This is a genomic window from Streptomyces sp. CA-179760 (assembly GCF_050937045.1).
In the GTDB taxonomy this organism is placed as follows: domain Bacteria; phylum Actinomycetota; class Actinomycetes; order Streptomycetales; family Streptomycetaceae; genus Streptomyces.
The window spans coordinates 7,862,026-7,884,796 of record NZ_JBNJLZ010000001.1 but is presented as its reverse complement, the minus strand read 5'-3'; the positions used below and the strand labels follow the sequence as shown (position 1 = coordinate 7,884,796).

General features: G+C 71.5%; 20 protein-coding genes and 1 pseudogene. 15 read left to right on the top strand and 6 right to left on the bottom strand.

What is annotated here, in order from left to right:
- Nucleotides 1–6: 6 nt before the first annotated feature.
- From ACQEV8_RS35790 to ACQEV8_RS35760, 7 genes are all read left to right on the top strand, one after another.
- A complete protein-coding gene (locus ACQEV8_RS35790) occupies nucleotides 7–4,437 on the top strand; it encodes a beta-ketoacyl synthase N-terminal-like domain-containing protein (protein ID WP_432968918.1) in 4,431 nt (1,476 codons plus the stop codon).
- On the top strand, nucleotides 4,329–4,664 hold the full coding sequence (locus ACQEV8_RS35785; protein WP_432973232.1) for a 4'-phosphopantetheinyl transferase superfamily protein: 336 nt from the start codon (nucleotides 4,329–4,331) through the stop codon (nucleotides 4,662–4,664). Before ACQEV8_RS35790 ends, ACQEV8_RS35785 begins: the two co-directional genes overlap by 109 nt.
- Nucleotides 4,661–4,960 carry an acyl carrier protein gene (locus ACQEV8_RS35780; protein ID WP_376646067.1) on the top strand — a complete coding sequence of 100 codons (300 nt, stop codon included), beginning with the start codon at nucleotides 4,661–4,663 and terminating at the stop codon, nucleotides 4,958–4,960. The genes ACQEV8_RS35785 and ACQEV8_RS35780 overlap by 4 nt, the downstream gene beginning before the upstream one ends.
- Complete coding sequence (locus ACQEV8_RS35775) at nucleotides 4,957–5,766, top strand: alpha/beta fold hydrolase (protein ID WP_432968914.1); 810 nt, start codon at nucleotides 4,957–4,959, stop codon at nucleotides 5,764–5,766. The genes ACQEV8_RS35780 and ACQEV8_RS35775 overlap by 4 nt, the downstream gene beginning before the upstream one ends.
- Nucleotides 5,763–6,947 carry a glycosyltransferase gene (locus ACQEV8_RS35770; RefSeq protein WP_432968911.1) on the top strand — a complete coding sequence of 395 codons (1,185 nt, stop codon included), beginning with the start codon at nucleotides 5,763–5,765 and terminating at the stop codon, nucleotides 6,945–6,947. Before ACQEV8_RS35775 ends, ACQEV8_RS35770 begins: the two co-directional genes overlap by 4 nt.
- A 59-nt stretch (nucleotides 6,948–7,006) precedes the next feature.
- Nucleotides 7,007–8,113: a methyltransferase domain-containing protein gene (locus tag ACQEV8_RS35765; RefSeq protein WP_432968908.1), complete on the top strand. Its 1,107-nt coding sequence runs from the start codon at nucleotides 7,007–7,009 to the stop codon at nucleotides 8,111–8,113.
- A 254-nt stretch (nucleotides 8,114–8,367) separates the two neighbouring features.
- A complete protein-coding gene (locus ACQEV8_RS35760) occupies nucleotides 8,368–8,499 on the top strand; it encodes a hypothetical protein (RefSeq protein ID WP_432968905.1) in 132 nt (43 codons plus the stop codon).
- Between the two features lie 309 nt (nucleotides 8,500–8,808).
- On the opposite strand, the pseudogene ACQEV8_RS35755 reads toward ACQEV8_RS35760, so the two are convergent.
- Together ACQEV8_RS35755 and ACQEV8_RS35750 are read right to left on the bottom strand one after the other, a co-directional pair.
- A pseudogene (locus ACQEV8_RS35755) lies at nucleotides 8,809–8,931 on the bottom strand (alpha/beta fold hydrolase); the annotation flags it as partial.
- A gap of 242 nt (nucleotides 8,932–9,173) precedes the next feature.
- Nucleotides 9,174–10,226, bottom strand: a complete 1,053-nt coding sequence (locus ACQEV8_RS35750; protein WP_432968902.1) for an NAD(P)-dependent alcohol dehydrogenase — start codon at nucleotides 10,224–10,226, stop codon at nucleotides 9,174–9,176.
- A 466-nt stretch (nucleotides 10,227–10,692) separates the two neighbouring features.
- On the opposite strand from ACQEV8_RS35750, the gene ACQEV8_RS35745 reads away from it, so the two are divergent.
- A complete protein-coding gene (locus ACQEV8_RS35745) occupies nucleotides 10,693–11,100 on the top strand; it encodes a hypothetical protein (protein ID WP_432968899.1) in 408 nt (135 codons plus the stop codon).
- Nucleotides 11,101–11,103: 3 nt separating this feature from the next.
- Here ACQEV8_RS35745 and ACQEV8_RS35740 read toward each other — a convergent pair whose 3' ends face one another.
- Nucleotides 11,104–12,012: a helix-turn-helix transcriptional regulator gene (locus ACQEV8_RS35740; RefSeq protein WP_432968896.1), complete on the bottom strand. Its 909-nt coding sequence runs from the start codon at nucleotides 12,010–12,012 to the stop codon at nucleotides 11,104–11,106.
- Nucleotides 12,013–12,338: 326 nt separating this feature from the next.
- Between ACQEV8_RS35740 and ACQEV8_RS35735 the strand changes: the two genes are divergently transcribed.
- The 7 genes from ACQEV8_RS35735 to ACQEV8_RS35705 all read left to right on the top strand — a co-directional run bounded on the left by ACQEV8_RS35735 (nucleotide 12,339) and on the right by ACQEV8_RS35705 (nucleotide 20,080).
- Nucleotides 12,339–13,187 (top strand): aldo/keto reductase, encoded by an 849-nt coding sequence (locus tag ACQEV8_RS35735; RefSeq protein ID WP_432968893.1) that lies wholly within the window; start codon nucleotides 12,339–12,341, stop codon nucleotides 13,185–13,187.
- Between the two features lie 92 nt (nucleotides 13,188–13,279).
- Nucleotides 13,280–14,056, top strand: a complete 777-nt coding sequence (locus ACQEV8_RS35730; RefSeq protein WP_432968890.1) for an SDR family oxidoreductase — start codon at nucleotides 13,280–13,282, stop codon at nucleotides 14,054–14,056.
- Nucleotides 14,057–14,457: 401 nt separating this feature from the next.
- Entirely contained in the window at nucleotides 14,458–15,021 is a 564-nt protein-coding gene (locus ACQEV8_RS35725) for a (2Fe-2S)-binding protein (RefSeq protein WP_432968887.1), read from the top strand.
- Between the two features lie 12 nt (nucleotides 15,022–15,033).
- On the top strand, nucleotides 15,034–16,014 hold the full coding sequence (locus ACQEV8_RS35720) for an FAD binding domain-containing protein (protein ID WP_432968884.1): 981 nt from the start codon (nucleotides 15,034–15,036) through the stop codon (nucleotides 16,012–16,014).
- The gene (locus ACQEV8_RS35715) at nucleotides 16,011–18,212 is read left to right on the top strand and encodes a xanthine dehydrogenase family protein molybdopterin-binding subunit (RefSeq protein WP_432968881.1); all 2,202 of its coding nucleotides are present in this window, start codon (nucleotides 16,011–16,013) and stop codon (nucleotides 18,210–18,212) included. The genes ACQEV8_RS35720 and ACQEV8_RS35715 overlap by 4 nt, the downstream gene beginning before the upstream one ends.
- Nucleotides 18,213–18,395: 183 nt before the next feature.
- Nucleotides 18,396–19,532: an XdhC family protein gene (locus ACQEV8_RS35710; RefSeq protein ID WP_432968878.1), complete on the top strand. Its 1,137-nt coding sequence runs from the start codon at nucleotides 18,396–18,398 to the stop codon at nucleotides 19,530–19,532.
- A 26-nt stretch (nucleotides 19,533–19,558) separates the two neighbouring features.
- The gene (locus ACQEV8_RS35705) at nucleotides 19,559–20,080 is read left to right on the top strand and encodes a (R)-mandelonitrile lyase (protein WP_432968875.1); all 522 of its coding nucleotides are present in this window, start codon (nucleotides 19,559–19,561) and stop codon (nucleotides 20,078–20,080) included.
- Between the two features lie 56 nt (nucleotides 20,081–20,136).
- Here the strand turns inward: ACQEV8_RS35705 and ACQEV8_RS35700 are convergent, their stop codons facing one another.
- The 3 genes from ACQEV8_RS35700 to ACQEV8_RS35690 form a co-directional block, all read right to left on the bottom strand.
- A complete protein-coding gene (locus tag ACQEV8_RS35700; RefSeq protein WP_432968871.1) occupies nucleotides 20,137–20,646 on the bottom strand; it encodes a hypothetical protein in 510 nt (169 codons plus the stop codon).
- Between the two features lie 32 nt (nucleotides 20,647–20,678).
- Entirely contained in the window at nucleotides 20,679–21,587 is a 909-nt protein-coding gene (locus tag ACQEV8_RS35695; RefSeq protein WP_432968868.1) for an FAD:protein FMN transferase, read from the bottom strand.
- A gap of 89 nt (nucleotides 21,588–21,676) precedes the next feature.
- Complete coding sequence (locus tag ACQEV8_RS35690) at nucleotides 21,677–22,711, bottom strand: zinc-binding dehydrogenase (RefSeq protein WP_432968865.1); 1,035 nt, start codon at nucleotides 22,709–22,711, stop codon at nucleotides 21,677–21,679.
- Nucleotides 22,712–22,771 lie beyond the last annotated feature (60 nt).

The window sequence follows — 22,771 nt, the reverse complement described above, 5'->3', positions numbered from 1 at the left end:
CCCACGATGCGACCGACCGCCCCGCGGCACCGGCAGCCCGTCGCCATCGTCGGCATGGCGGTGACCCTGCCCGGCGCCTGTGACCTGGCCGCGTACTGGCACAACCTCGTCACCGGCGCTGACGCCATCTCCGACGTGCCCAAGGCCCGCTGGGACGCGGACACCTACTACGACCCGGACGGACGGCGCGGCCTCGATGGCGTCTACTGCCGCCGCGGCGGCTTCGTCGACGGGCTCGACGCGCTCGCCGCCTTCGACCCGACCGCCTTCGGACTCATGCCGGACTCCGTGCCCGGCACCGAACCCGACCAGCTGATCGCGCTGCGTACCGCCACGGCCGCGCTCGCCGACGCGGGGGAGGCCGCACTGCCCGAAGACCGCTCCCGGGTCGGTGTCGTGCTCGGCCGCGGCGGTTATCTGAGCGACGGACTCGCCCGACTCGACCAGCGGATGCGCACGTCAGCCCAACTGGTGCGCACCCTGCACGAGTTACTGCCCGAGCTGGACGGCGAGCGGCTCGACGCGGTACGGATGGCGTTCACGGCCGCGCTCGGCGGGGAGCAGAGCCCCGAGTCGGTGATCGGCCTCGTGCCCAACTTCGCGGCGTCCCGGGTCGCCAACCGGCTCGATCTGCGTGGCCCCGCCTACACCGTGGACGCGGCCTGCGCCTCCTCGCTCGTCGCACTCGACCAGGCCGTCGGCACGCTCGCCTCGGGCAGTTGCGACGTGATGCTCGCGGGCGGCGTACACCACTGCCACGACATCACGCTCTGGTCCGTCTTCAGCCGGCTGCGGGCGCTGTCGCCGTCCCAGCGGATCCGCCCGTTCCACCGGGACGCGGACGGCGTGCTGATGGGCGAGGGCACCGGCGTGGTCGTACTCAAACGGCTCGCGGACGCACGGCGCGACGGCGACCGGATCTACGCCGTCGTCCGCGGCGTCGGCGTGGCCGGCGACGGCCGGGCCGGCTCCCTGGTCAACCCGGACCCCGGCGGCCAGGCCCGCGCCGTCCGGCTCGCCTGGGCGGCGGCGGGGCTCGACCCGGCGGCACCGGGGTCGCTCGGCCTCCTGGAGGCGCACGGCACCGGAACCCCCGGCGGCGACCGGGCCGAACTAGCCGCGCTGGCCGAGGTGTTCGGGCCGCCGGACCCGGACGCCGGGCCCGACGCCGTGATCGGCTCCGTGAAGTCGATGATCGGCCACACGATGCCGGCGGCGGGTGTGGCGGGCCTCGTCAAGGCGGCCCTGGCGGTGCACCACGGCATGCTCCTGCCGACCCTGCACTGCGACGACCCGCACCCGGCGCTCCGCGTCACCCGCTTCGCTCCGGCCCAGCAGGCCCGGACCTGGGACGGGGACGTCCGACGTGCCGCGGTCAGCGCCTTCGGCTTCGGCGGGATCAACGCCCACGTCGTCCTGGAGTCGGTACCGGAGCCCGTGCCTGCCCCCGCATGGGCGCCTGCCCCGGCGTCGGCTCCCGCACCGGCATCGGCCCCGGCCGTCGCGCCTGCGGCCCCGGCACCCGGCGGCCCGGGCGCGGGGCCTGCGGCCTGCGCGGACCGTGCCGAAGTGGCCGAGCCGCCCCGGCTGTTGCGGCTCGCCGCCGCGACCCCGCAGGACCTCGCCGAACTGCTCGACGCCGACGACACCGAGCTGCGCGCGGCCGCCGCGGAGGGCGGAGCGAGGGGAGCCGGGGGCGCCCGCGTCGCCGTCCTGGACCCCACCGACCGCCGCCTCGCCCTGGCCCGCAAGGCAGTCGCCCGCGCCCGGGCATGGGGCGGCCGGAGCGACGTCTGGTGCGCGCCGCGGCCGGTGCTCGGCACGGGCGGCGGGAAGATCGCCTTCCTCTGCCCAGGGCTGGAGGCCGAGTTCGAGCCGCGGGTCGAGGACGTCGCCCGCCACTTCGGCCTGCCGGCGCCGCACTGGCCGGACGCCCGCGTGGGCGACGTCGCCCGGCACGGTGCGGCCGTCGTCGGCCTCGGCCGGCTGCTCGCCGGAGCGCTCGCCCGGATCGGCGTCCGGCCGGACGCGCTGGCCGGGCACAGCGTGGGGGAATGGACGGCGATGGCGGTCGGCGGGATGTACGCGGACGCCGAGGTCGACGCCTTCCTGCGGGACTTCGACCCGGCCACGCTGCGCGTCCCAGGGCTCGCCTTCGCCGCGTTCGGCACCGGTGCGGACCAGGTGGACGCCGAGCTCGCGGCGTACCCGGACGTCGTCGTCTCGCACGACAACGCGCCCCACCAGACCGTCGTCTGCGGGCCTCACGACCAGGTCGAGGCGCTCACCGGGCGGCTGCGCGGCGCGGGAGTGCTCGGTCGGCTGCTGCCCTTCGAGTCCGGCTTCCACACGCCGATGCTCGCCCCGTACCTCACCTCCATCGAGAAGGCCGCGCGCGGCTTCACGCTGCACCCGCCCCGGGTGCCCGTCTGGTCCGCCACGACCGCCGCGCCCTTCCCGGCCGACGAGGCCGCGGCGCGCGCGCTCTTCCTGCGCCACCTGCTCGAACCGGTCCGCTTCCGGCATCTCACCACGGCCCTGTACGACGCCGGGTTCCGGGCCTTCGTCCAGCTGGGCCAGGGCCAGCTGCCGGCTCTCGTGGACGACACCGTCACCAGCCACGCGTGCCTGACGCTCAGCGCCAACACGCCCCGGCACAGCGGGCTTTCGCAGCTGTACCGGGTGGCGGCCGGACTCTGGTCGCACGGTGCCGAGCCGGACTTCGCGGCGCTGCGGGCGGGGGCCACGCCTCGGTCGACGGCGGCGCCTGCCCGTACGGCGGAGACCGTCCGTACGGCCGCGGAGAGCCCGCGAGCCGTCCCCGCCCCCGTCACCGTCCCCCTCACCCTCGGCTCCGGGCTCGTCTCGCTCGACGCCGCCACCCGGGACCGGCTCCGCAGCACCCTGCGCGCGGCACCCGCACCCGGGCTGGACCGGCTCGCGGCCGTGGCCGCGCGGAGCCCCGTGGCGGCCGAACTGCGCTCGCTGCTCGGCGAGACGGCGGACACGGCAGCGGAACTGGCGGAGCTGTTCGCCGCGGCAGCGGCCCCGCGCCGCACCGCGCCCGCGGCGCCGCCCCCCGAGCCCTCGGCGACCGGGGCGGTGCCGCCGCCTGCCGCCACTCCCCGTGTCATCACCCTGCGCATCGCACTCGACACCATGCCGTACCTCGCCGACCACTGTTTCTTCCGGCAGCCCGCGCACTGGCCCGAGATCGCCGACCGCTGGCCCGTGGTGCCCGCCACCTCCCTGGTGCAGCACATGATCGACGCCGTGCCCGGCCCAGGGAGGGCCGTGGCCGTGCACGACGCCCGGTTCCTGCAGTGGACCGTCGCCGCCCCGCCCACCGAGGCCACGGTCACGGTCCGGCCCGAGGGACAGGGGCGGTACGCCGTGGAGTTCGGGCGCCAGGCCCGCGCCACGGTCGAGACCGCCCACGGGTACGACACCGCACCCCGCCCACGGCCGTGGCGGACGGACGCCCCGGAGAGCCGTCCGGCTGTGTCCGCGCGGCAGATGTACGACGACCGCTGGATGTTCCACGGGCCGCGGTTCCGCGGCGTCACCGAGATCGGCGCGCTCGGCGAGCGGCACGTCCGCGGTGTCCTGACCACCCCGTCCGCGCCCGGCGCGCTCCTCGACAACGTCGGTCAGCTGCTCGGCTACTGGCTGATGGCCACGCATCCCGACCGCACCATCGTCTTCCCGACGGGCGTCGAGGAGATCCGTTTCCACGGCCCGCCTCCGCAACAGGGCACCGCACTCGACTGCCACATCAGGGTCACCACCGTGACGGACACCGCCCTGGTGGCTGACGCGCAGCTCGCCCGCGACGGCGAGGTCTGGGCCGAGATCCGCGGCTGGCGGGACCGGCGCTTCGACTCGCCGCCCGAGGTCGATCCGGTCAAACGATGGCCCGAGCACAACACTCTGTCGGAAACCCAGGAGGGCGGCTGGCAGCTGGTCTTCGAACGCTGGCCCGACCCCGCATCCCGCGAGATCTACATGCGCAGCCAGCTCGCGGGCCCTGAGCGCGAGCAGTACGCCGGGCACCCCCGCGCGGCCGGCGCCCGTGGCTGCTCGGCCGGATCGCCGCCAAGGACGCCGTACGCCGCCACCTGTGGGCGCACGGCGCGGGCCCCGTCTTCCCCGCCGAGATACGGGTCGCCAACGACCCTGGCGGCAGACCGCGCCCCGAGGGCGTACACGGCAGAGAGCTCCCGCCTCTGGAACTGTCGCTGGCGCACTGCCGGGAGGCCGCCGTCGCACTCGTCCGCCCCGCCGCCGACAGCACCGGCACCGGCACCGGCACCGGTACCGGCACCGGTATCGACATCGAGGAGATCGTCGAGCGCCCCGAAACGACATACGACGCCATCCTCGCCCCGGACGAGCGGGCGCTCTTCACCGGGCTCGGCGGCGGCCCCGGCCCGCTGACCCGGTTCTGGGCCGCCAAGGAGGCTGCGGCCAAGGCCGAGGGCACCGGACTGGGCGGCCGGCCGCGGGACTTCACGGCGGTCGAGGTCGAAGAGGGCGCCCGTGCCCTCACGGTCCGGGCGCCCTCCGGCCGGCTGCGGCGCATCCGGCTCGCCGATGTGACCAACCCGCCGGGGCTGCCCACCCGTACCTACGCCGTCGCCTGGACCGAGGAGAGCCCGTCATGACCAGCCCCGCCACCACCGGCCCCGCGTACGCCGCCGTCCTCACCGAGGTCACCGACGCGCTGCACACGGTCCTCGACGACCTCGAACTGGACGACACCCCGATCACCTCCGACACCCGCTTCGTGGAGGACCTCGACCTGGAGTCCATCGACCTGGTCACGCTCACCGCCGAGCTGGGCGGGCGCTACGGCGACCGGGTCGACTTCCCCGCCTGGTTCGCCTCGCTCGAACTCTCCGACATCATCGGACTGACCGTCGGACAACTCGTCCAGTACATCGCGGGGTGCCTGCGGTGACCACGATCGAGGCGGGCGGGATCCGGCTGAACGTGGAGCGGCTGAGCGGCGCACCCACCCCGGAACCGGGCCCGCCCCAGACGGTCGTCCTCGTGCACGGCATCGCCACCGACAATCTGACCAGCTACTACTTCACCATCGCGCCCGCGCTCGCAGCAGCCGGACACGACGTCGTGATGTACGACCAGCGCGGCCACGGCCGCAGCTCCCGCCCGCCGCGCGGCTACGGCGTCGAGGACTTCAGCGGCGACCTGGACGCGCTCCTGGACGCCCTCGCTCTGGAAGGGCCCGTCCACCTGGTCGGCAACTCGTTCGGCGGCACCGTCGCCCTCGCCTACGCGCTGCGCCGCCCGGAGCGGGTCGCCGGCATCCTGATGCTCGAGTCCGAGCCGCCGACCGCCGCCTGGGCCAAGAAGATGAGCGGCATCCTGGCCGGCTCCGCCCACCAGCTCCACGACGAGCGCACCCTGCCGTGGATCGAGGAGACCTACGGCCGCCACGAGGCCCGCCTGGTGCGCTGGGCCACCCGGCTGCTGCACGGCACCTCCATCGCCGAGGACATCGCATCCTGCCCCGTCCCCGCCGAGGAGTCCTGGCAGAGCCTGCACGTGCCGGTCTGCGCGGTGTACGGCGCCACCTCCGACCTGGCCGACACGGCGCCCTGGCTGGAATCGCTGCTGCCCCGCTGCCGCACCGTGACGGTGCCCGGGCACGGGCACTCCGTGCTCGTCGGCACCCCCGAGACGGTCGTCCCGCTGCTGCTCGACTGGCTACGGGACGGCCACCGGGAGCTGGTCGCGACGTGAGCCGCTTTCTGTTCGTCGTGCCGCCCCTGGTCGGGCACGTCAACCCGGCGGTCAGCGTGGCCGCCGAGCTGACCAGATGCGGGCACCGGGCCGCCTGGGCCGGACTGCCCGGGTTCGTCGGGGAACTGGCCGGGCCCGACGCCGAGGTGTACCCGTGCGACGTGCCCCCGCTCCCGGAACGTCCGGCTGCCCTGCGCGGTGCCGCAGCCTTGCGCTTCCTGTGGGAGGAGTTCCTCGTGCCGCTCGCCGGGGCGATGGCGCCCGGTGTGCGCCGCGCGGTCGAGGGGTTCCGGCCCGATGTCGTCGTCGCCGACCAGCAGACCCTCGCCGGTGCCCTCGTCGCCGAGCGCCTCGGGGTGCCGTACGCCACCGCGTCGACCACCCCGGCGGAGTTCAGCGACGCCCTGGACGGCATGCCGAAGGTGGCTCGGTGGACCGCCGGGCTCGTCGCGGAGCTGCGCGCCCGCCTCGGCGACCCGGGGCGCACCCACGATCCGCGCTTCTCCCCCGACCTGGTGCTCTCCTTCACCACCCCCGAACTCGCGGGCCCGGGCCCTCAGCTGCCGCAGCTGCGGTACGTCGGTCCGGCGTTCACCCGGCGCCCGGCCGCCGACTTCCCCTGGGAGTGGCTCGACGAGCACCGGGCCACCGTCCTGGTCTCACTCGGCACCGCCAACACCGGCCTGGGGGCGCGTTTCCTCACCGAGTGCGCGGCCGCCGCGCGGGAGCGCGGGCGGCGGCTGCAGGCAGTAGTCGCCGACCCCGGAGGGGTGCTCGACCAAGAGTCCGACGCCGACCTCCTGGTGCTGCCCCGGATCCCCCAACTGCCGCTCCTGCGCCGGGCGTCCGCGATGGTCAGCCACGCCGGGCAGAACACCGTCGCCGAGTGCCTGTGGCACGGCGTACCGCTGGTGGTCGCGCCCATCCGGGACGACCAGCCACTGATCGCCAGCCAGGTCACCGGCGCCGGCGCCGGAGTGCGGGTGCGCTTCGGGCGCGCCGACCGCCGACGGATCGGTGCCGCCCTCGACGCCGTACTCGACGGGCCCGCCTACCGCGCGGCGGCCCGGCGCGTCGGGGACTCCTTCCGTGCGGCGGGCGGGGCGGCTGCCGCGGCGGCGTACCTGGAGAAGTTCGCGGCACAGAAGCCACGGGAGCCGCAGGAGTCACGGGAGCGGTGAGCGACCGACCGGCAGGGCGACCGCCGTGCCGAAGAGTGAAACGAGAGGAGACCACGGACATGGCCACCACGAACCAGCCCCCCGACACACCCGCCCCACCGCCCCCTGCTTCCGACGCCGAACGCGTCGCCCGCCTGCGCCCCGCGTACCAGGCAGAGCTGGCCGACGGCATCGCCCGGTTCTTCGAGCCGCGCCGCACCGACTGCCCCTGGTGCGGCGCGCGGCAACTGCGTCGCCGCCTGCGCACCAAGGACCACCTGCAGCGAAAGCCCGGCACCTTCACCCTGGACCAGTGCCGCGACTGCGGACACACCTTCCAGAACCCGCAGCTCAGCGCGGCCGGACTGGACTTCTACTACCGGGACTTCTACGACGGCCTGTACGCCGAGAAGATCGGCGGCGCCCTGGACAGCGACGCCGCGAGGGAACGCAACCGCGACCGGGCCACGGCCATGCGGCGGCACGCCCGGCCGAAGCGCTGGCTCGACGTCGGCACGGCGGGCGGTGACTTCTGCCTGGCGGCCAGGGAAGCACTGCCCGGCACCACCTTCGACGGGCTCGACATCGGCGCCCATGTGCTCGGGGCGCAGCAGTCGGGGCGCATCGAGCGGGCCTACCAGGGCTTTCTGCCCGACCTCGCGGACGAACTCGCCGGCCAGTACGACGCGGTGAGCATGTTCCACTGCCTGGAGCACACCACGGACCCGAAGGCCCAACTGGCCGCGGTTCACACCGTGCTCCGCCCCGGCGGCCACCTGATCATCGAGGTACCCAACCCGGAGTCGCCCTTCGGCCGCCTCTTCGGCCGGTACTGGCTGCCGTGGTTCCAGCCTCAGCACCAGCACTTCGTGACCATGAGGAACCTGCGCCGGGCCCTCACCGAGCTGGGCTTCACGGTGGTGGCGACGGACCGCGAGGAGTCCCATATCCCCGTGGACTTCACCGCGCTCGTAGGGCTGTACGTGCTGCGGCTGCTGCCGTTCCGCGACGAGCCCTGGCTGCCCCGGCCCCCGGGCCGTCTCGGCACCGCGGTCACCAAGACGGTCTTCTGGGCGGGCATACCGTTCTGCTTCCCGATGTACGCCCTGGACCGGCTCCTCGCCCCGCTGATCCGCCGCAGCCGCTTCTCCAACGCCTTCCGGGTGATCGCCCGCCGCGAGGAGTGACCAGCCCAGCACGAGCTGGGACTGGAGAAGATGAAAGACGCCATGTGGAAGGTGGACCCTTCCCACGGAAGTCCGCTACCGCGACACCAGGGACACCCCACAGCAGATGCTGAACCTCGTATGCGAACCCGATACGGGTCCGCTGCGACGCATCCTGCGCGACTTCATCTCCGAAGCTCCCGACGGGTTAACCATCCCAGAACTCAAGCGATACGCCCTCTTGGAAACCGTCTACCAGCCCGGCAAGGTGATCGATGCCGTCCGCGCTACGCGACGCGGGTGCCGTAACGACGGAACCTCGTGCCATCAACACCAAGACGCGCGTGCACCTGGCCGCGACGCCTCCGGCGCCCAGCCCGTCCGCCGAGCAGGGCGCCCTCTGGTGAGCGGGCCCCAAGAGCACATCAGGGAATGCGAGCCAGGAAACGGCATTGATCGGCACGAGCTGCACAGACGGGTCCTGCCGGGGCACCTTGTCCAACTGCACGACGGGCATCTCCGGAGCAGCCCGGCGATGCCCGTCGCATCAGGTCCCCGTCCACGCAGACTCCCCGTCGGTGCACGGCGGCAGAAGCACCTCAGGTGTCACGCCGGTGTCACCAACCCCGTAGACGCTCCCGGATCTCAAGGATTCCGCCCACGCAAACCGCACCGTTTCGTACCACGTGGACGCCAGAAGACGGTTCCGACTACCTGTGCCATGTGGTACCCAGGGAGGGACCCAGGATCAGGACGGGAGCGTCTTCTGGCCCGTCAAAGCGGTATTGCAGGGTGTTCGGTGGTGTCTCGCTCACCCGTCTGAGCCTCTCATCTGTCACGACAGCCCCTATGAGCGGGGGGCTGGCTGTAGCTGTTTTACCAGGTGGAAGACCTCCCGGGCCGCGTAGCGTTGGAGGCAGCGGACGATTTCGCGCCGCGTCTTGCCCTCCTTGATCCGGCGCACCGGCGTGGCCCACGCCGCGAACGTCTCCCATTGGCTCGTCTACGCCGAGGGCGCGCGCGAGTATCGGGCGGCCCCGACCTCCAGGGTCGGGGCCGGCTCAGATGACGGCGACGGCGGTCATGGCGTGTTCCTGAGCGTGGCGGTGTCGATGACGAAGCGGTAGCGCACGTCGGAGGCGAGGACCCGTTCGTACGCCTCGTTGATCTCATCGGCCGAGATGACCTCGATTTCTGCGCCGATCTTGTGCTCGGCGCAGAAATCGAGCATCTCCTGCGTCTCGCGGATGCCGCCGATCAGCGATCCGGCGAACGTCAGGCCCCGCATGAGCAGGGAGAAGACGTTGAGAGACAGCGGCTCGGCGGGGGCTCCGACGTTGACCATGGTGCCGTCGACGGCCAGCAGGCCGAGGTAGGAGTCCAGGTCGAGTTTGGCGCTGACGGTGTTGACGATCAGGTCGAAGGTGCCCGCCAGCTGCTCGAAGGTCGCCGGGTCGCTCGTGGCGTGGTAGTGGTCGGCACCCAGGCGCAGGCCGTCGTCCTTCTTCTTCAGCGACTGCGACAGCACGGTGACCTCGGCGCCCATCGCGTGGGCAAGCTTGACGGCCATGTGGCCGAGGCCGCCCAATCCGACGATCGCGACCTTCTTTCCGGGGCCGGCGCCGAATCGGTACAGGGGCGAGTAGGTGGTGATGCCCGCGCACAGCAGCGGGGCCGCCTCGTCCAGCCCGATGCCCTCGGGGATGCGGATCACGAAGTCGTCGTTGACGACGACGTGGGTGGAGTAGCCGCCCTGGGTGAGGGTGCCGTCCTTGTCGATCGAGCCATAGGTCAGCGTGTTGCCCTGCAGGCAGTACTGCTCCTCGCCCCGCTTGCAGGGCTCGCACTCGCGACAGGAGTTCACCATGCAGCCCACACCGACCCGGTCGCCGACGGCGTAGCAGGTGACCTCGGAACCGACCTCGGCGACGATGCCCGCGATCTCGTGGCCGGGCACGACCGGGAATGCCTGCCCGCCCCACTCGTCGCGCGCGTGGTGGATGTCGGAGTGGCAGATGCCGCAGTACTTGATCTCGATGAGCACGTCGTGCGGGCCCACATCACGGCGCTCGATGGTCGTGGGGGTGAGCGGTTCGGTCGCGGACGTGGCGGCGTACGCGTTGACGGTAAGCACAGTTTCTCCAGAGGGGGGATTGCTTGCTTTGAGGAGCGAGGAACGAGCCGCATCGTGGTGAAGCTCGCCTCGGCGCTGCTGATGGCCGGGACGATGTAGCTGGCGGAACGGCTGGAACCGCATGGTTGGGCGGTTCGGTGATCCGGACTCCACCCTGCGCCGCAAGCGGGCCGGGTGGCAGGCCGCGCTGTGCCGGGGAGCGGCGTTCGGGGGCATGACAGGGCCCCCCACAGTGCCCGACACGCCTGATGCTGTCATGGCCCCCGAAGCCCGGGCCGCCACACTGGTCGCATGTCACGTGCACGGCAACGGCAACTCGCAACTGGGCACCTTCCTGCGAGCCCACCGCACCCGGGTGACCCCCGAGGAGGCTTGACTGCCGCCTGGCCCCGGACTGCGTCGCACACCCGGGCTGCGCAGGGAGGATCTGCCACGCTCGCCGGGGTCAGTGTCGTACTACGTCTGCTTGGAACGCGGCAAGGAGACCAACCCCAGCCCGCTTGTCGTCGACGCCCTCGCCCGGGCCCTGCGGCTGCACGCGGCCGAGCACCAGCACTTGCGCGCGCCCGTCGCCCAGGCCGCGGGCAGCACCCCTGTCGACACCGCCTCTCTGCCCACCCTGGCCGTGCCGCCCGGGACACAGCTGATGCTGGAGAACCCCGGCCCTTCCCCGGCGTACGTGATCAGCCGCACCATGGACATCCTGGCCTGCAAATCCGCCGGACTGCGCCTGTTCGCCGGCATGGCCGAGTGGCCGGCGAGCACGCGCAGTGTGGTGCGCTACCTCTTCCTCCACCCGACCGCGACGACGCTGTTCGACGACTGGGACGAGCAGCTGCGCGCCGTCGGCCGCCTGCCCTCCCACCACCGGTGACGGTTACCGCATCTCGCGGCGTGCGCTCGGCTCGCTCGGCGGACGGGTGAGGTCCGTCGGCTCCACGCTCATGTCGAGGACCACCATCGCGTCGTGGTCGGGGGTGCCCGGCTCGGCGGTGTACGCGCTGAGGCGTTGGCCCGGCGTGCCGTCGAGGTGCATGCTGTGGCCGCTGAGAGTGAGGACACCGACCGTGGGGTGGTGGAAGGTTTTCTTGACCTTCTTGCGGCCGACGACTTCGTAGCGTTCCCACAGCTTCGCGAAGTCCGGGCTTTTCAGAAGGAGTTCGCCGACGAGGTTGGTGAAGTCGGGCGCGTCCGGGTTGGTACCCGCCTCGGCACGCAGCCGGGCGACACAGGAGCGGACCAGGTTCGCCCAGTCGGGGAACAGCTCGCGTGCCGTGGGGTGGAGGAAGAGGTAGCGGGCCAGGTTCCGCTGCATGACGGGCCAGTCGGAAAGGCCCGCGTACAAGGCGAGGCCGCCGGGGTTCCATGCGAGCACGTCCATGCTGCGGCTGAGGATGTACGCCGGGCTGGGCCGCATCGTGTCCAGGAGCAGCTTCAGGTGCGGGCGTACCGTACGGCTGGGCGGAGGCGGCGGCTCGGGGGCGTACCTGGCGGCGCGGGCGGCGAGCTCGCGCAGGTGGTCGTGTTCGTCGTCGTCGAGCTGCAGGGCACGGGCGAGGGCGTCGACGACGCCGGGACTGGGCCGGGTCTCCTTGCCGCGTTCCAGCCGGGTGTAGTAGTCGATGCTGACCCCGGCGAGTGTGGCCAGCTCTTCGCGGCGCAGGCCGGGGGTGCGGCGTACGCCGGGTCCGGCGGTGAGGCCGGCGCTCTCGGGGCTGGTCTGGGTGCGGCGGGCGCGCAGGAAGCGCGCCAGCTCGTCGCCGACGGTGTGCTGCTCGGGTGCCATGCGTCCAGTTTCTCCTCGCCGTCACCCGGGCGGCACCCCCGAGGGGGGCCCTGTCACACCCCCGTTGCGCTCGCCCCTGATCCACTCGGCCTGCCTGCGCGGCGCGGGAGGCGGCAGGGTGGATGTCATCGGCCGTTCGTCCACCCCGCCACGGGAGCGCTCCGTGGTCCCGTATCCACCGGCCGAGGCACCGCGGCCGGGTTGCGGCAGCACCCGTGAAACGAGGAAATGGCCAGGTGAGCACCGCTGCCGACGGACTCCGGCTGACCGGCTCTGCCGCATCCCCCGACCCGTGCAACCCACCCACTCCCCACAGAAAGAACGTCATGCAGCAGGTCACCCTCAATAACGGCATCGAGATGCCGATCCTCGGCTTCGGCGTGTACCAGATCCCGGTGGAGGAGACCGAGCAGGCCGTCGCCGCCGCCCTCGCCGCCGGCTACCGCCTCCTCGACACCGCCGCCGCATACGGCAACGAGGAAGCCGTCGGCCGCGCCATCAAGAACAGCGGCGTGCCCCGCGAGGATCTGTTCGTCACCACCAAGCTGTGGGTGCAGGACGCTCCCGCCCAGGCCAACACCCTGCGCGCCTTCGAGACCTCCCTGACCAAGCTCGGTCTCGACTACCTCGACCTGTATCTGATGCACCAGCCGTACGGCGATGTGTACGGCCAGTGGCGCGCCATGGAGGCGTTGCAGCACGAGGGTCTGGTCAAGGCGATCGGCGTCGCCAACTTCTACCCCGACCGGCTTCTCGACCTGATCATGAACAACGAGATCACGCCCGCGGTCAACCAGATCGAGACCCACCCGTTCTTCCAGCGCGCCGAGTACCAGGACCTGATGCGCGAGCACGGCGTGCAGATCCAGTCCTGGGGCGGGTTCGCCGAGGGCAAGAACGACCTGTTCACGCAGCCGCTGCTGCGCGAGATCGGCGCCGCGCACGGCAAGTCCGTCGCCCAGGTCGTGCTGCGGTGGCTGATACACCGCGGTGTCGTCGCGATCCCCAAGTCGGTCCGGCCCGAGCGGATGACGGAGAACATCGACGTCTTCGACTTCGAACTCACCGACGAGCAGATGGCGCGGATCGCCACCTTGGACACCGGTTCCTCCCTCTTCTTCGACCACCACGACCCGGAGATCGTCTCCTGGCTCGCCAAGCGGCGCCTGGCCTGACCAGCATCGACAGCAACACCCAGAGCGCACCCCGCGCGGGGGCTCCGCGACACCAGCCCGCCGACACCTCCTACGCATTCCAGGGCTTCACCATGTCTCAGCAGCAGAACATCACCGACGTACTCATGGTCGGCGCGACCGGCAGCTTCGGACGAATCGCCGTGCAGGCCGCTCAGCATCACGGGCTGCGCCCGCGGGCCCTGGTGCGCGACATCCGGAGGGCCGAGAAACTGCTTCCCGGTGTCGAACTGGTGCACGGAGATCTCGAAGACCCTGCCTCCCTACGGCGCGCTCTGCACGGTGCCGACGCCCTGGTCCTCACCCACGGGTCCGGCAGCGACTCACGCCCCGACGCCCGTGCGCACATCGACTACGGCGGCGTACGCAACATCCTCCTGGCCCTCGGTGACGCCCGGCCTCGTGTCGCCCTCATGACCTCTGTCTGTGCCACGCGCCACGACGTCCCCGGCGCCAACCCCTGGAAGCGGCGCTCCGAGCGTCTCCTGCGGGCCAGTGGTCTGCCCTACACGATCGTCCGGCCCGGCTGGTTCGACCACGCCGACCCCACTCAGCGGCGCCTCGTCCTGGACCAGGGCGGCACGGCCGACGGGGGAATCGCCCGCGACCAGATCACCGAGACACTCGTGCGGAGCCTGCTGACCGACTCTGCACTGGGCAAGACGTTCGAGCTCACCGCCACCGACGGCGAGGAACAGAACGACTGGTCGGTCCTCCTCAGCGCGCTGAAGGCCGATGCGCCCCGCTCCGTGGACGGCATCCTTGACCCGGCCAACCTCCCCGTCACCGCCGAGCCGCAGGCCCTGCGCGCGGATCTCGACGCCGCTGGCTCCCCTCGCAAGGCGGGCTGATCAGGCGGCGGCCGGGCTCAGCACCAGGGCCTGCCCCGCGAGGACGTGGCGCCGCATCAGCCTCGTCTGATCTGAGGCCGCCCGACAACCCACCCACTCTGGCACTGCCGCGCCCTTATGAGGCGCCTACGAGAGGGGCCGTGCCGTTACCCTGGCTGGCCAATCCCCTGTACGACACGGCCTGTTGCACGCTCTCGCGTCACTCCAGGGTGGAGGCAAAGCGGACGTTGTTCCGCGTGATCCGTCGCTGCCTCACACCAACGAGAAAGACCCCCATCTTCCCCGTGTTCGAGAGAGTGAGCATGCCCACCACCGAGCCTTCCGCCGCAGCCGGTCCACACGACGAGACAGCCGAGTCTCCGCCCGCATCAACCTCGTCCGCACCGTCGCGCCGGACCTTCATGGCGACGACGTCCGCCGTCGGCGGTGCTCTCGTGGCAGGTGGACTGGCGGGCCAGCCCCTGCTCGGTGCCGACGAGGCTGCTGCCGCCCCTGCGGCCCTCAGCAGCCGGGTCACGCTGACGGTCAACGGTCGCCGCCACACCATGACCGTCGACAACAGGACATCGCTCCTGGACCTGCTGCGCGAGCACCTGGACCTGACCGGGTCGAAGAAGGGCTGCAACACCGGCGCCTGCGGGGCCTGTACGGTCCTGGTCGACGGACAGCGGGTCAACTCCTGTCTGACACTGGCCGTCCGCCTCGACGGCGCCGAGGTCACCACCATCGAGGGCCTCGGCAACGGAAACCAACTGCACCCACTGCAACAGGCGTTCATCGACGAGGACGCCTTCCAGTGTGGCTACTGCACTCCCGGCCAGATCATGTCCGGCGTCGGCTGCATCGAGGAAGGCCACACCGGCTCGCGCGACGAGATCCGCGAGTGGATGAGCGGCAACATCTGCCGCTGCGGCTGCTACCCGAAGATCGTGCGCGCGGTCGAGCAGACCGCGCGCCGGAAGTGAGGCACGGCCGCCATGTATCCCTTTACGTACATCCAGGCGAACACCACCCGTGAGGCCCTCACCTCCGGCCGCAGCGGGGGCCGCTACATCGCCGGCGGCACCACCCTCGTCGACCTGATGCGCGAGACCGTCGAACGCCCCGAGACGCTCGTGGACATCAGCGGACTGCCCTTGCGCGAACTCACCGTCACCAAAGGTGGTGGTCTGCGGATCGGCGCGCTGGTGACGATGAGCGACGCCGCCTCTCACCCCAAGGTGCGCAGCCTCTTCCCTGTCGTGTCCGAGGCGTTGGAGCTGAGCGCGTCCGCCCAGCTTCGCAACATGGCCACGATCGGCGGCAACCTCATGCAGCGAACCCGCTGCACGTACTTCCGCGATGTCACGGCCGACTGCAACAAGCGCGAGCCCAAATCGGGTTGCGCGGCACGCGAGGGCGTCAACCGTACGCACGCGATCCTCGGCACGTCCGAGAGCTGCGTCGCCACACATCCGTCCGATGTTGCCGTTGCCTTCGCGGCCCTGGAGGCGCAGGTGCATCTGCTCGGCCCCGAGGGAGAGCGCACCGTGCCGTTCGCCGACTTCCTGCTCCGCCCCGGCAGCACACCCCACCGCGAACAGGCCCTGAAACGTGGCGAGTTGATCACGGCAGTGGAGCTCCCCAGACTCCCCCGTCCGCTCGAGTCCGGCTACCTCAAGGTCCGCGACCGGCAGTCGTACGAGTTCGCCCTGACCTCCGCGGCCGTCGCCCTGCACGTCAGCGGTGGCGTCATTCGCGAGGCGAAGGTAGCCGCGGGTGGTGTGGGCACCGTGCCGTGGAAGCTGCCCGCCGTCGAGCGCGCACTCCTCGGCAAGCGCCCTTCGAACCGGCTCTGGGCCGAGGCCGCCGCCGCTGCCGCCGAGGGCGCCCGCCCGCTGAAGCACAACCGCTTCAAGGTCGAACTGCTCCAGCGAACCGTCGAACGCCAACTCCGCACCGTAGGAGGCTCCCAGTGACTCCCCAACCACAGGCAGCCGTCGGAGCACCGCTGTCCCGCGTGGACGGCCGGCTGAAGGTCACCGGTCAGGCGAAGTACGCCGCCGATCAGCACGTCGACGGGATCGTGCACGCCGTCGTGGTGGACAGCAGCATCGGCAAGGGCCGGATCACCGACATCGACACGGCCGCGGCAGAGGCCCAGCGTGGCGTGCTGAAGGTCATCCACCACCGCAACGCCCCGAAGCTCCCGTACAAGGACAACCCCGAATCGCTCAACCTCCCCGGTCAGCGACTGCGAGTCTTCCAGGACGACAAGGTGCTCTTCCACGGCCAGCCCGTCGCCGTCGTCGTGGCCACCACCCTGGAAGCGGCACAGCACGCGGCGAGCCTCGTAAAGGTCGACTACGACAGCGAACGGCCATCCACCGATCTCGCCGAGGCCCCGGCGGCGGGCGAACCCCGCACGTACGCGCGTGGCGATGCGGACAGGGCCCTTCGATCCGCCCCCGTACGCCTGGAAATGACGTACCGGATGTCCCGCAATCACCACAATGCGATGGAGCTGCACGCGACCGTCGCCCACTGGAAGGGCGACAAGCTCACGCTGTGGGACAAGACCCAGTGGGTGCAGAGTCCCCGGGCCCAGGTCGCCGCCGACTTCGGGATCCCGGCCGAGTCCGTCCGGGTCGTCTCGCCCTTCGTCGGCGGCGCGTTCGGCAACGCCGCGCGGGCCTGGCCGCACATCACAATTGCGGCCCTCGCTGCCCGCGAGGTGCGCCGCCCCGTGAAACTGGTCCTGACGCGCGCGCAGTTGTACTCCGGTGTGGGGTACCGGCCGGGATACGAGTACAAGGTGCGGCTCGGCAGCGACCGTCGCGGGCGGCTGAGCGCGATGACGCACGAGTCGCGGGCCGAGACCTCCCGGTACGAGACGTTCGCCGAGCGCGGCGTCGTCTCGCCCGGACAGATGCTGTACACCACCCCGCACGTCAGTCAGACGTTCTCGACCGTGCCGCTGGACGTGAACACGCCGACGCCGATGCGTGGCCCCGGCTACTCCACCGCGGCCTTCGCCGTGGAGAGCGCGATGGACGAGCTCGCGGTGGAACTCGGCCTCGATCCCGTCGAGTTGCGGCAGCGTAACGAGCCCGAGAACGACCAGTCCACCGACAAACCGTTCTCCACCCGACGGCTGCGCGACTGCTACCGCATCGGCGCCCGCGAGTTCGGCTGGAGCAAGCGCAACCCAGAACCGCGCTCCACCCGAGACGGCGACTGGCTGATCGGCACGGGCATGGCCACCGCCCTCTACGACACGCTGCGCCGACCCTGCCAAGCCTACGTACGCCTGGACGCGGACGGCACCGCGCGCATCGAGACCGCGAGCAGCGACATGGGCCCCGGCACTTACACCTCCATGACGCAGGTGGCCGCCGATGCTCTCGGGCTCACGGTCCGGGGTGTCGACTTCCGCCTCGGTGACACCGACATGCCCCCGGCCCCCATCCACGGCGGCTCTTTGACCATGGCGAGCGTCGGCTCCGCCGTCCAGGACGGCTGCGACAGGCTGCGCAGGCAGGCGATCCAACTCGCAGTCGAGGACCGCGAGTCACCACTCCACGGAGTCGACACCGGCGACGTCGTCGTACGCAGTGGACGCCTGCACGTCGCGGACAACCCCGCCCGCGGCGAGACGTACCAGCAGCTCCTCACCCGCAACAACCGCACGCACCTCGAAGCGGACGGCGCGTACACCCCGCCGTCGGGTGAGGCGCGGTCGTCGATGTACGCGTACGGCGCCGTGTTCGCGGAGGTCGCCGTCGACGCGCGGCTCGGTCTGGTGCGGGTGCGACGGATGCTCGGGGTGTTCGACGCGGGCCGCATCATCAGCCCCAAGCTGGCGGACAGCCAGGCGCTCGGCGCGATGGTCGGCGGCATCGGCGCGGCCCTCCTGGAGCACACGGTGACCGATCACCGCGACGGCCGCATCGTCAACGCCAACCTGGCCGACTACCTGGTGCCCGTGAACGCGGATGTGCCCGACCTGAAGGCGATCTACGTCAACGGGCGGGACGACGAGGCAGACCCGCTCGGTGTGAAGGGCCTCGGCGAAGTGGTTCTCGTGGGCGTGGCCCCGGCCATCGCCAACGCCGTGCACCACGCGACAGGCCGCCGAGTGCGTCAACTTCCCATCACAGCGGAGTCGTTGCTCTAAATCGGCAACGGGCAGCCCAGTCGCCTCTGCGACGGGCCGACCGGGGCCCGGCCACGCAGCCCGGTCCGGGCAGCGGCGCGCATCACCGCCGCCCGGACCGTCCCCCACGCCTGCGGCACCGGACCGCGGCACCCTCCTCCCTCCGGCCCGCCTGCCCCGCCTGCCCCGCCTGGAGAGCCGCCCATGCTGAACATCGCGGATGCATTGCACACCTGGTGTCTCGAATCCCGACCCTTCGCCCTCGCCACGGTCGTCCAGGTCACCGGCAGCGCGCCGCTGCCCGTCGGCACCTCCCTCGCCGTGAACGCCGACGGCCACGCGATCGGCGGCGTGTCCGGGGGCTGCGTGGAGGGGGCCGTGTACGAGCTGTGCCGCCAGGTCGTCGACGAAGGCGACGCTCCGGTCCGCACCCGTTTCGGCTACTCCGACGACGACGCCTTCGCCGTGGGTCTGACCTGTGGCGGCGAGCTCGACATCCTGGTGCAGCAGGTGGACCCGAAACCCCAACTTCCTGTGACACGGGCTCTGCTGTGGGCCACAACCGGCAACCCGACCGCCGTCGCCCAGGTGGTCGACGGACCGCCCGAACTCCTCGGCCGCACCCTGTCCGTGTCCGGTGACGGAACCTCTTACGACGGTTCCCTGGGCAGCGAAGGTCAGGACCGGGCGGTCGCAGCTCAGGCCCACGCACACCTCGCGGCGGGCCGCACCGGGCTCGTCGACATCGGCGGAGACTCCGACACCTGCCCCGAACGTCTCTCGCTCCTCATGCACGTGAACGCGCCGCGTCCCCGCATGCTGATTTTCGGTGCCGTCGACTTCGCCGCCGCGCTGAGCCAGGCCGGGGCCTTTCTCGGCTACCGCGTCACGGTCTGCGACGCCCGCCCGGTCTTTGCCACGGCGGCCCGCTTCCCGCACGCCGACGAGGTCGTCACCGACTGGCCGCACCGCTACCTGGGCACGGCATCCGTCGACTCCCGCACCGCGATCTGCGTCCTCACCCACGACGTCAAGTTCGACATTCCGCTGCTGACGCGGGCGCTCACGCTCCCCGTCGCGTACGTGGGCGCGATGGGCTCACGGCGCACGCATCGGGAACGACTCCAACTCCTGCGCACGGCCGGGGTGTCCGAGAAACACCTGGCACGGCTGCGCTCCCCGATCGGCCTTGATCTCGGGGCCCGCACGCCCGAGGAGACGGCCGTCTCCATCACGGCCGAGATCATCGCCCAGGCGCGTCAGGGCTCGGGCACTCCACTGACCTGGAGCGAGGGCCCCATCCACCGCCCACATCCCGTACCCGCCTCAACGCACCACTGACAGAAGGGACGACAGTCATGTCAGACATGAGCAGTGGCTGGGACCGCCGATCGGTCCTCCGCACCTCCGCGGGCCTCACCGCGACCGGCGCACTCACCGGCCTCGCGGTCGGCGGCGAGACCGCCCACGCGGCCGAAGGCCGCCCGACCACGGGAAAGCTACCGAAGCCGCCATCGGCCAAGGGCGCGGCCGACCGGTTCACCGGTGACGTCTGGGTCGACAACCTCGTAGCGGGCGAGGCGCCCTCGCGGCTGCGGGCCAGCATGGTCCGCTTCGCGCCCTGCTCGCGCACGGCCTGGCACCGTCACGACCACGGCCAGACCCTGCACGTCACGGAGGGCATCGGTTTCGTCCAGGCCCGGGGCGGCAAGCTGATCGTCATGCGAGCCGGCGACATCATCCACACCCCGCCCGGCGAGTGGCACTGGCACGGCGCGGCCATCGAGCACTGCATGGTCCACCTGGCGATGGTCGAGACGAACGGCGACGGCGGCGACGCGACCGAGTGGGGCCGGCTGGTCACGGATGAAGAGTACGAGGGCCGGTAGGTTCTGACGACGGGGCGGCGCCCCTGCTCGCGATGTGCGGGAGGGGCGCCGCGCCGTTACGCATCCCGCCCGGCCTCGTCCTTGATCTCTTCGAGGGCGTCGTTGAATCCCTTGGGCGTATTGCTGTTGCCTGCCACGCGGTCGAGCCGCACGTCGTCGATATCACGTCCGACGACGAGCTGTGGCACCGCATCGGCGAACCGCTCCTGCAGCCCGCGGGAGGTCTCGTTCGTCGCGTGCGGAGTGACGTCGACGGCGGTGATTTCTCCGTCCTCAAGGGTGAGGCGCACGCCGATGCTCGACCCCCGTACGCCGTACTCGCCGTCAACGGTGTACTCACCGTGCGCGTACGGGCCACGGCGTGATGCGGAGCTGGACGGAGTGGAGTCGCCGGAAGGTGCGGAGTCGGCGGGCTCGGGGGACGTGCGCTGGGAGGGGCGGGCCGAACTCGCGGCTTCTTCAGATGCGTTGGGTTCATCCGGGCCCGTGGCAGAGCAGCCGGCGATTGCGGCGGTGGCGGAGAGACCCACCAGCACGGTCGTGAAATTCTTCCTGATGGCTGCCATGTCGTATGTGTTTCCTTGCTGGTTGGCTTGGCTCATGGGCGGGTGAACAGCTCGCCCGTGAAGTCCGGCGAGATATCGGCGCGCCCGTCGGACCGCACTCGCACGTACGTGAAGTCGAATGACTCCGCGAGCCGCTGCGGCTCGGTGAAGAAGAGCGCGGTAGCCAGGCCGTCGGCGAGTGCCGCCTCCTGCGCCACGACCCAGGTGGCGACCACCTGGTTCACGGGCACGCCGGTGCGCGCGTCGAGGACGTGGTGCAGTCCGTCGCCCCAGGACCGGTGGCTGATACCGGAGGCACACAGGGCTTGGTCGCGGACTTCGGCGACGCCGATCACCTGATCTCGGTCGAAGGGGTGTTCCAGACCGACTCGGGTGGCCCGCGGGCCGCTGTGGCGGAGGTCGCCACTGCCGTCGACGACGAAGCCGGCGTGCCCGGCCTTGTGGAGCTGGTCCACAACGAGGTCGACCAAGTACCCCTTTCCGACCGCTCCCACGTCGATCACCAGGGCGCGCCGCGTGACGACACACTGACCGTTCCGATCGATGTCGGCGGCCCAGGTCGGTCGTCCCCGGGCGTGCTCAGCGGCCCGTACCGCGTCGGGCGCGGGACGGAGGGTGTAGGTGGCGTCGTAGCCGAGGAGCTCCAACTCCCGCCCCACGAGCGGGTCCACGGCACCGTCGGTGGCGGCGTGCAGGCGGTCGTAGAGGCCGAACAGGTCGCGCGAGTCGTCCGGGAACTCGAAGCGCCCGCCTTCGGTGGCCGAGGCGATGCGGGAGACGAGAGAGTCCGGGCGGAAGCGGGAGTAGGTGGCGTCGAAGCGCTCGATGCGGTCGAGGATGTGGCGCCGCAGGTCTTGGCTCAGGGGTTCGTCGGTCTCGATCTGCCAGTGCGTGCCGATCGCGTCGAAGCCGAAGCGGCTGGCGGTCTCCGCGTTGCTCACTGCTGCTCCTCCTACCTCGTGCGGCGGGCCTCACGAGGCTCGACGTCGGCCACCGGGGAGGCGTGTAGGGCTCGGATGACGCGATCGCATCAGCAGCGGATGAGCGCCTTGATCACCTGGCGGTTCGCCATGTCCTCGTAAGCGGCGGGTACTTCATCAAGCCCGTAGGTGCGGTCGAAGACACGGCCCGGCCGGATCGCACCGGACAGGACGTCGGGCAGCAGTTCCTCGATGTAGGCGCGTGCCGGGGAGACTCCGCCCGTCAAGGTGATGTTCCGCGTGATCATGCCGGTGCCGACGGGGCCTTCCTCGTACTGCGGAACGCCGAGACGGCTGATGGTGCCGCCGTCGCGGATCGCACCGAAGGCGGTGTCGAGGGTCTGCCGGGCGCCGACCGCCTCGATGACGCGGTCGACTCCTTCGCCGCCGGTCAGGTCGCGGACGCGGGCGACGCCCTCGTCCCCGCGTTCGGCGATGATGTCCGTGGCACCGAACTCCCGACCCAGACTGGTCCGTTGGGTGTGCCGTCCCATGAGCACGATCTGCTCGGCGCCCAGCCGCTTGGCGGCGATCACGGCGGACAGGCCCACGGCGCCGTCACCGATGACGAGGACGCTGTCACCGCGGGAGACCCCGGCGGTGGTCGCGCCGTGGTGCCCGGTGCCCATGACATCGGACAGCGCCAGGAGGGACGGCAGCAGCTCGGAGTCCGCGTCCACGGGCAGCTTCACGAGCGTCCCGTCCGCCTGGGGGACGCGGACCGCCTCGCCCTGCGCGCCGTCCACGCCGTCGAAGCCGTACCGTCCGCCGTTGCGGCACGAGGAGTGCAGGCCCTTGCGGCAGTAGTCGCAGGTGTTGTCGCAGTACGTGAACGGTGCGACGACCAGGTCGCCCCGCCTGAGGGAGGACACGTCCGCGCCGGTGTCCTCGACGACGCCGAGGAACTCGTGGCCCATGGGGCGGCCTGTGCCGGTCGCGGGCATGGACTTGTACGGCCACAGGTCGCTGCCGCAGACGCAGGACAGGACGGTGCGTACGACGGCGTCCGTCGGCTGGTGGATCTTCGGTTCCGGGCGGTCCTCGATGCGGACGTCGCCGGCTCCATACATGACTGCCGCACGCATTGGTTGCTCCTTGCGCTAGAGGTGGGGGAGTTGCTGGTGGGGGGAGTTGCTGAGTTCGCG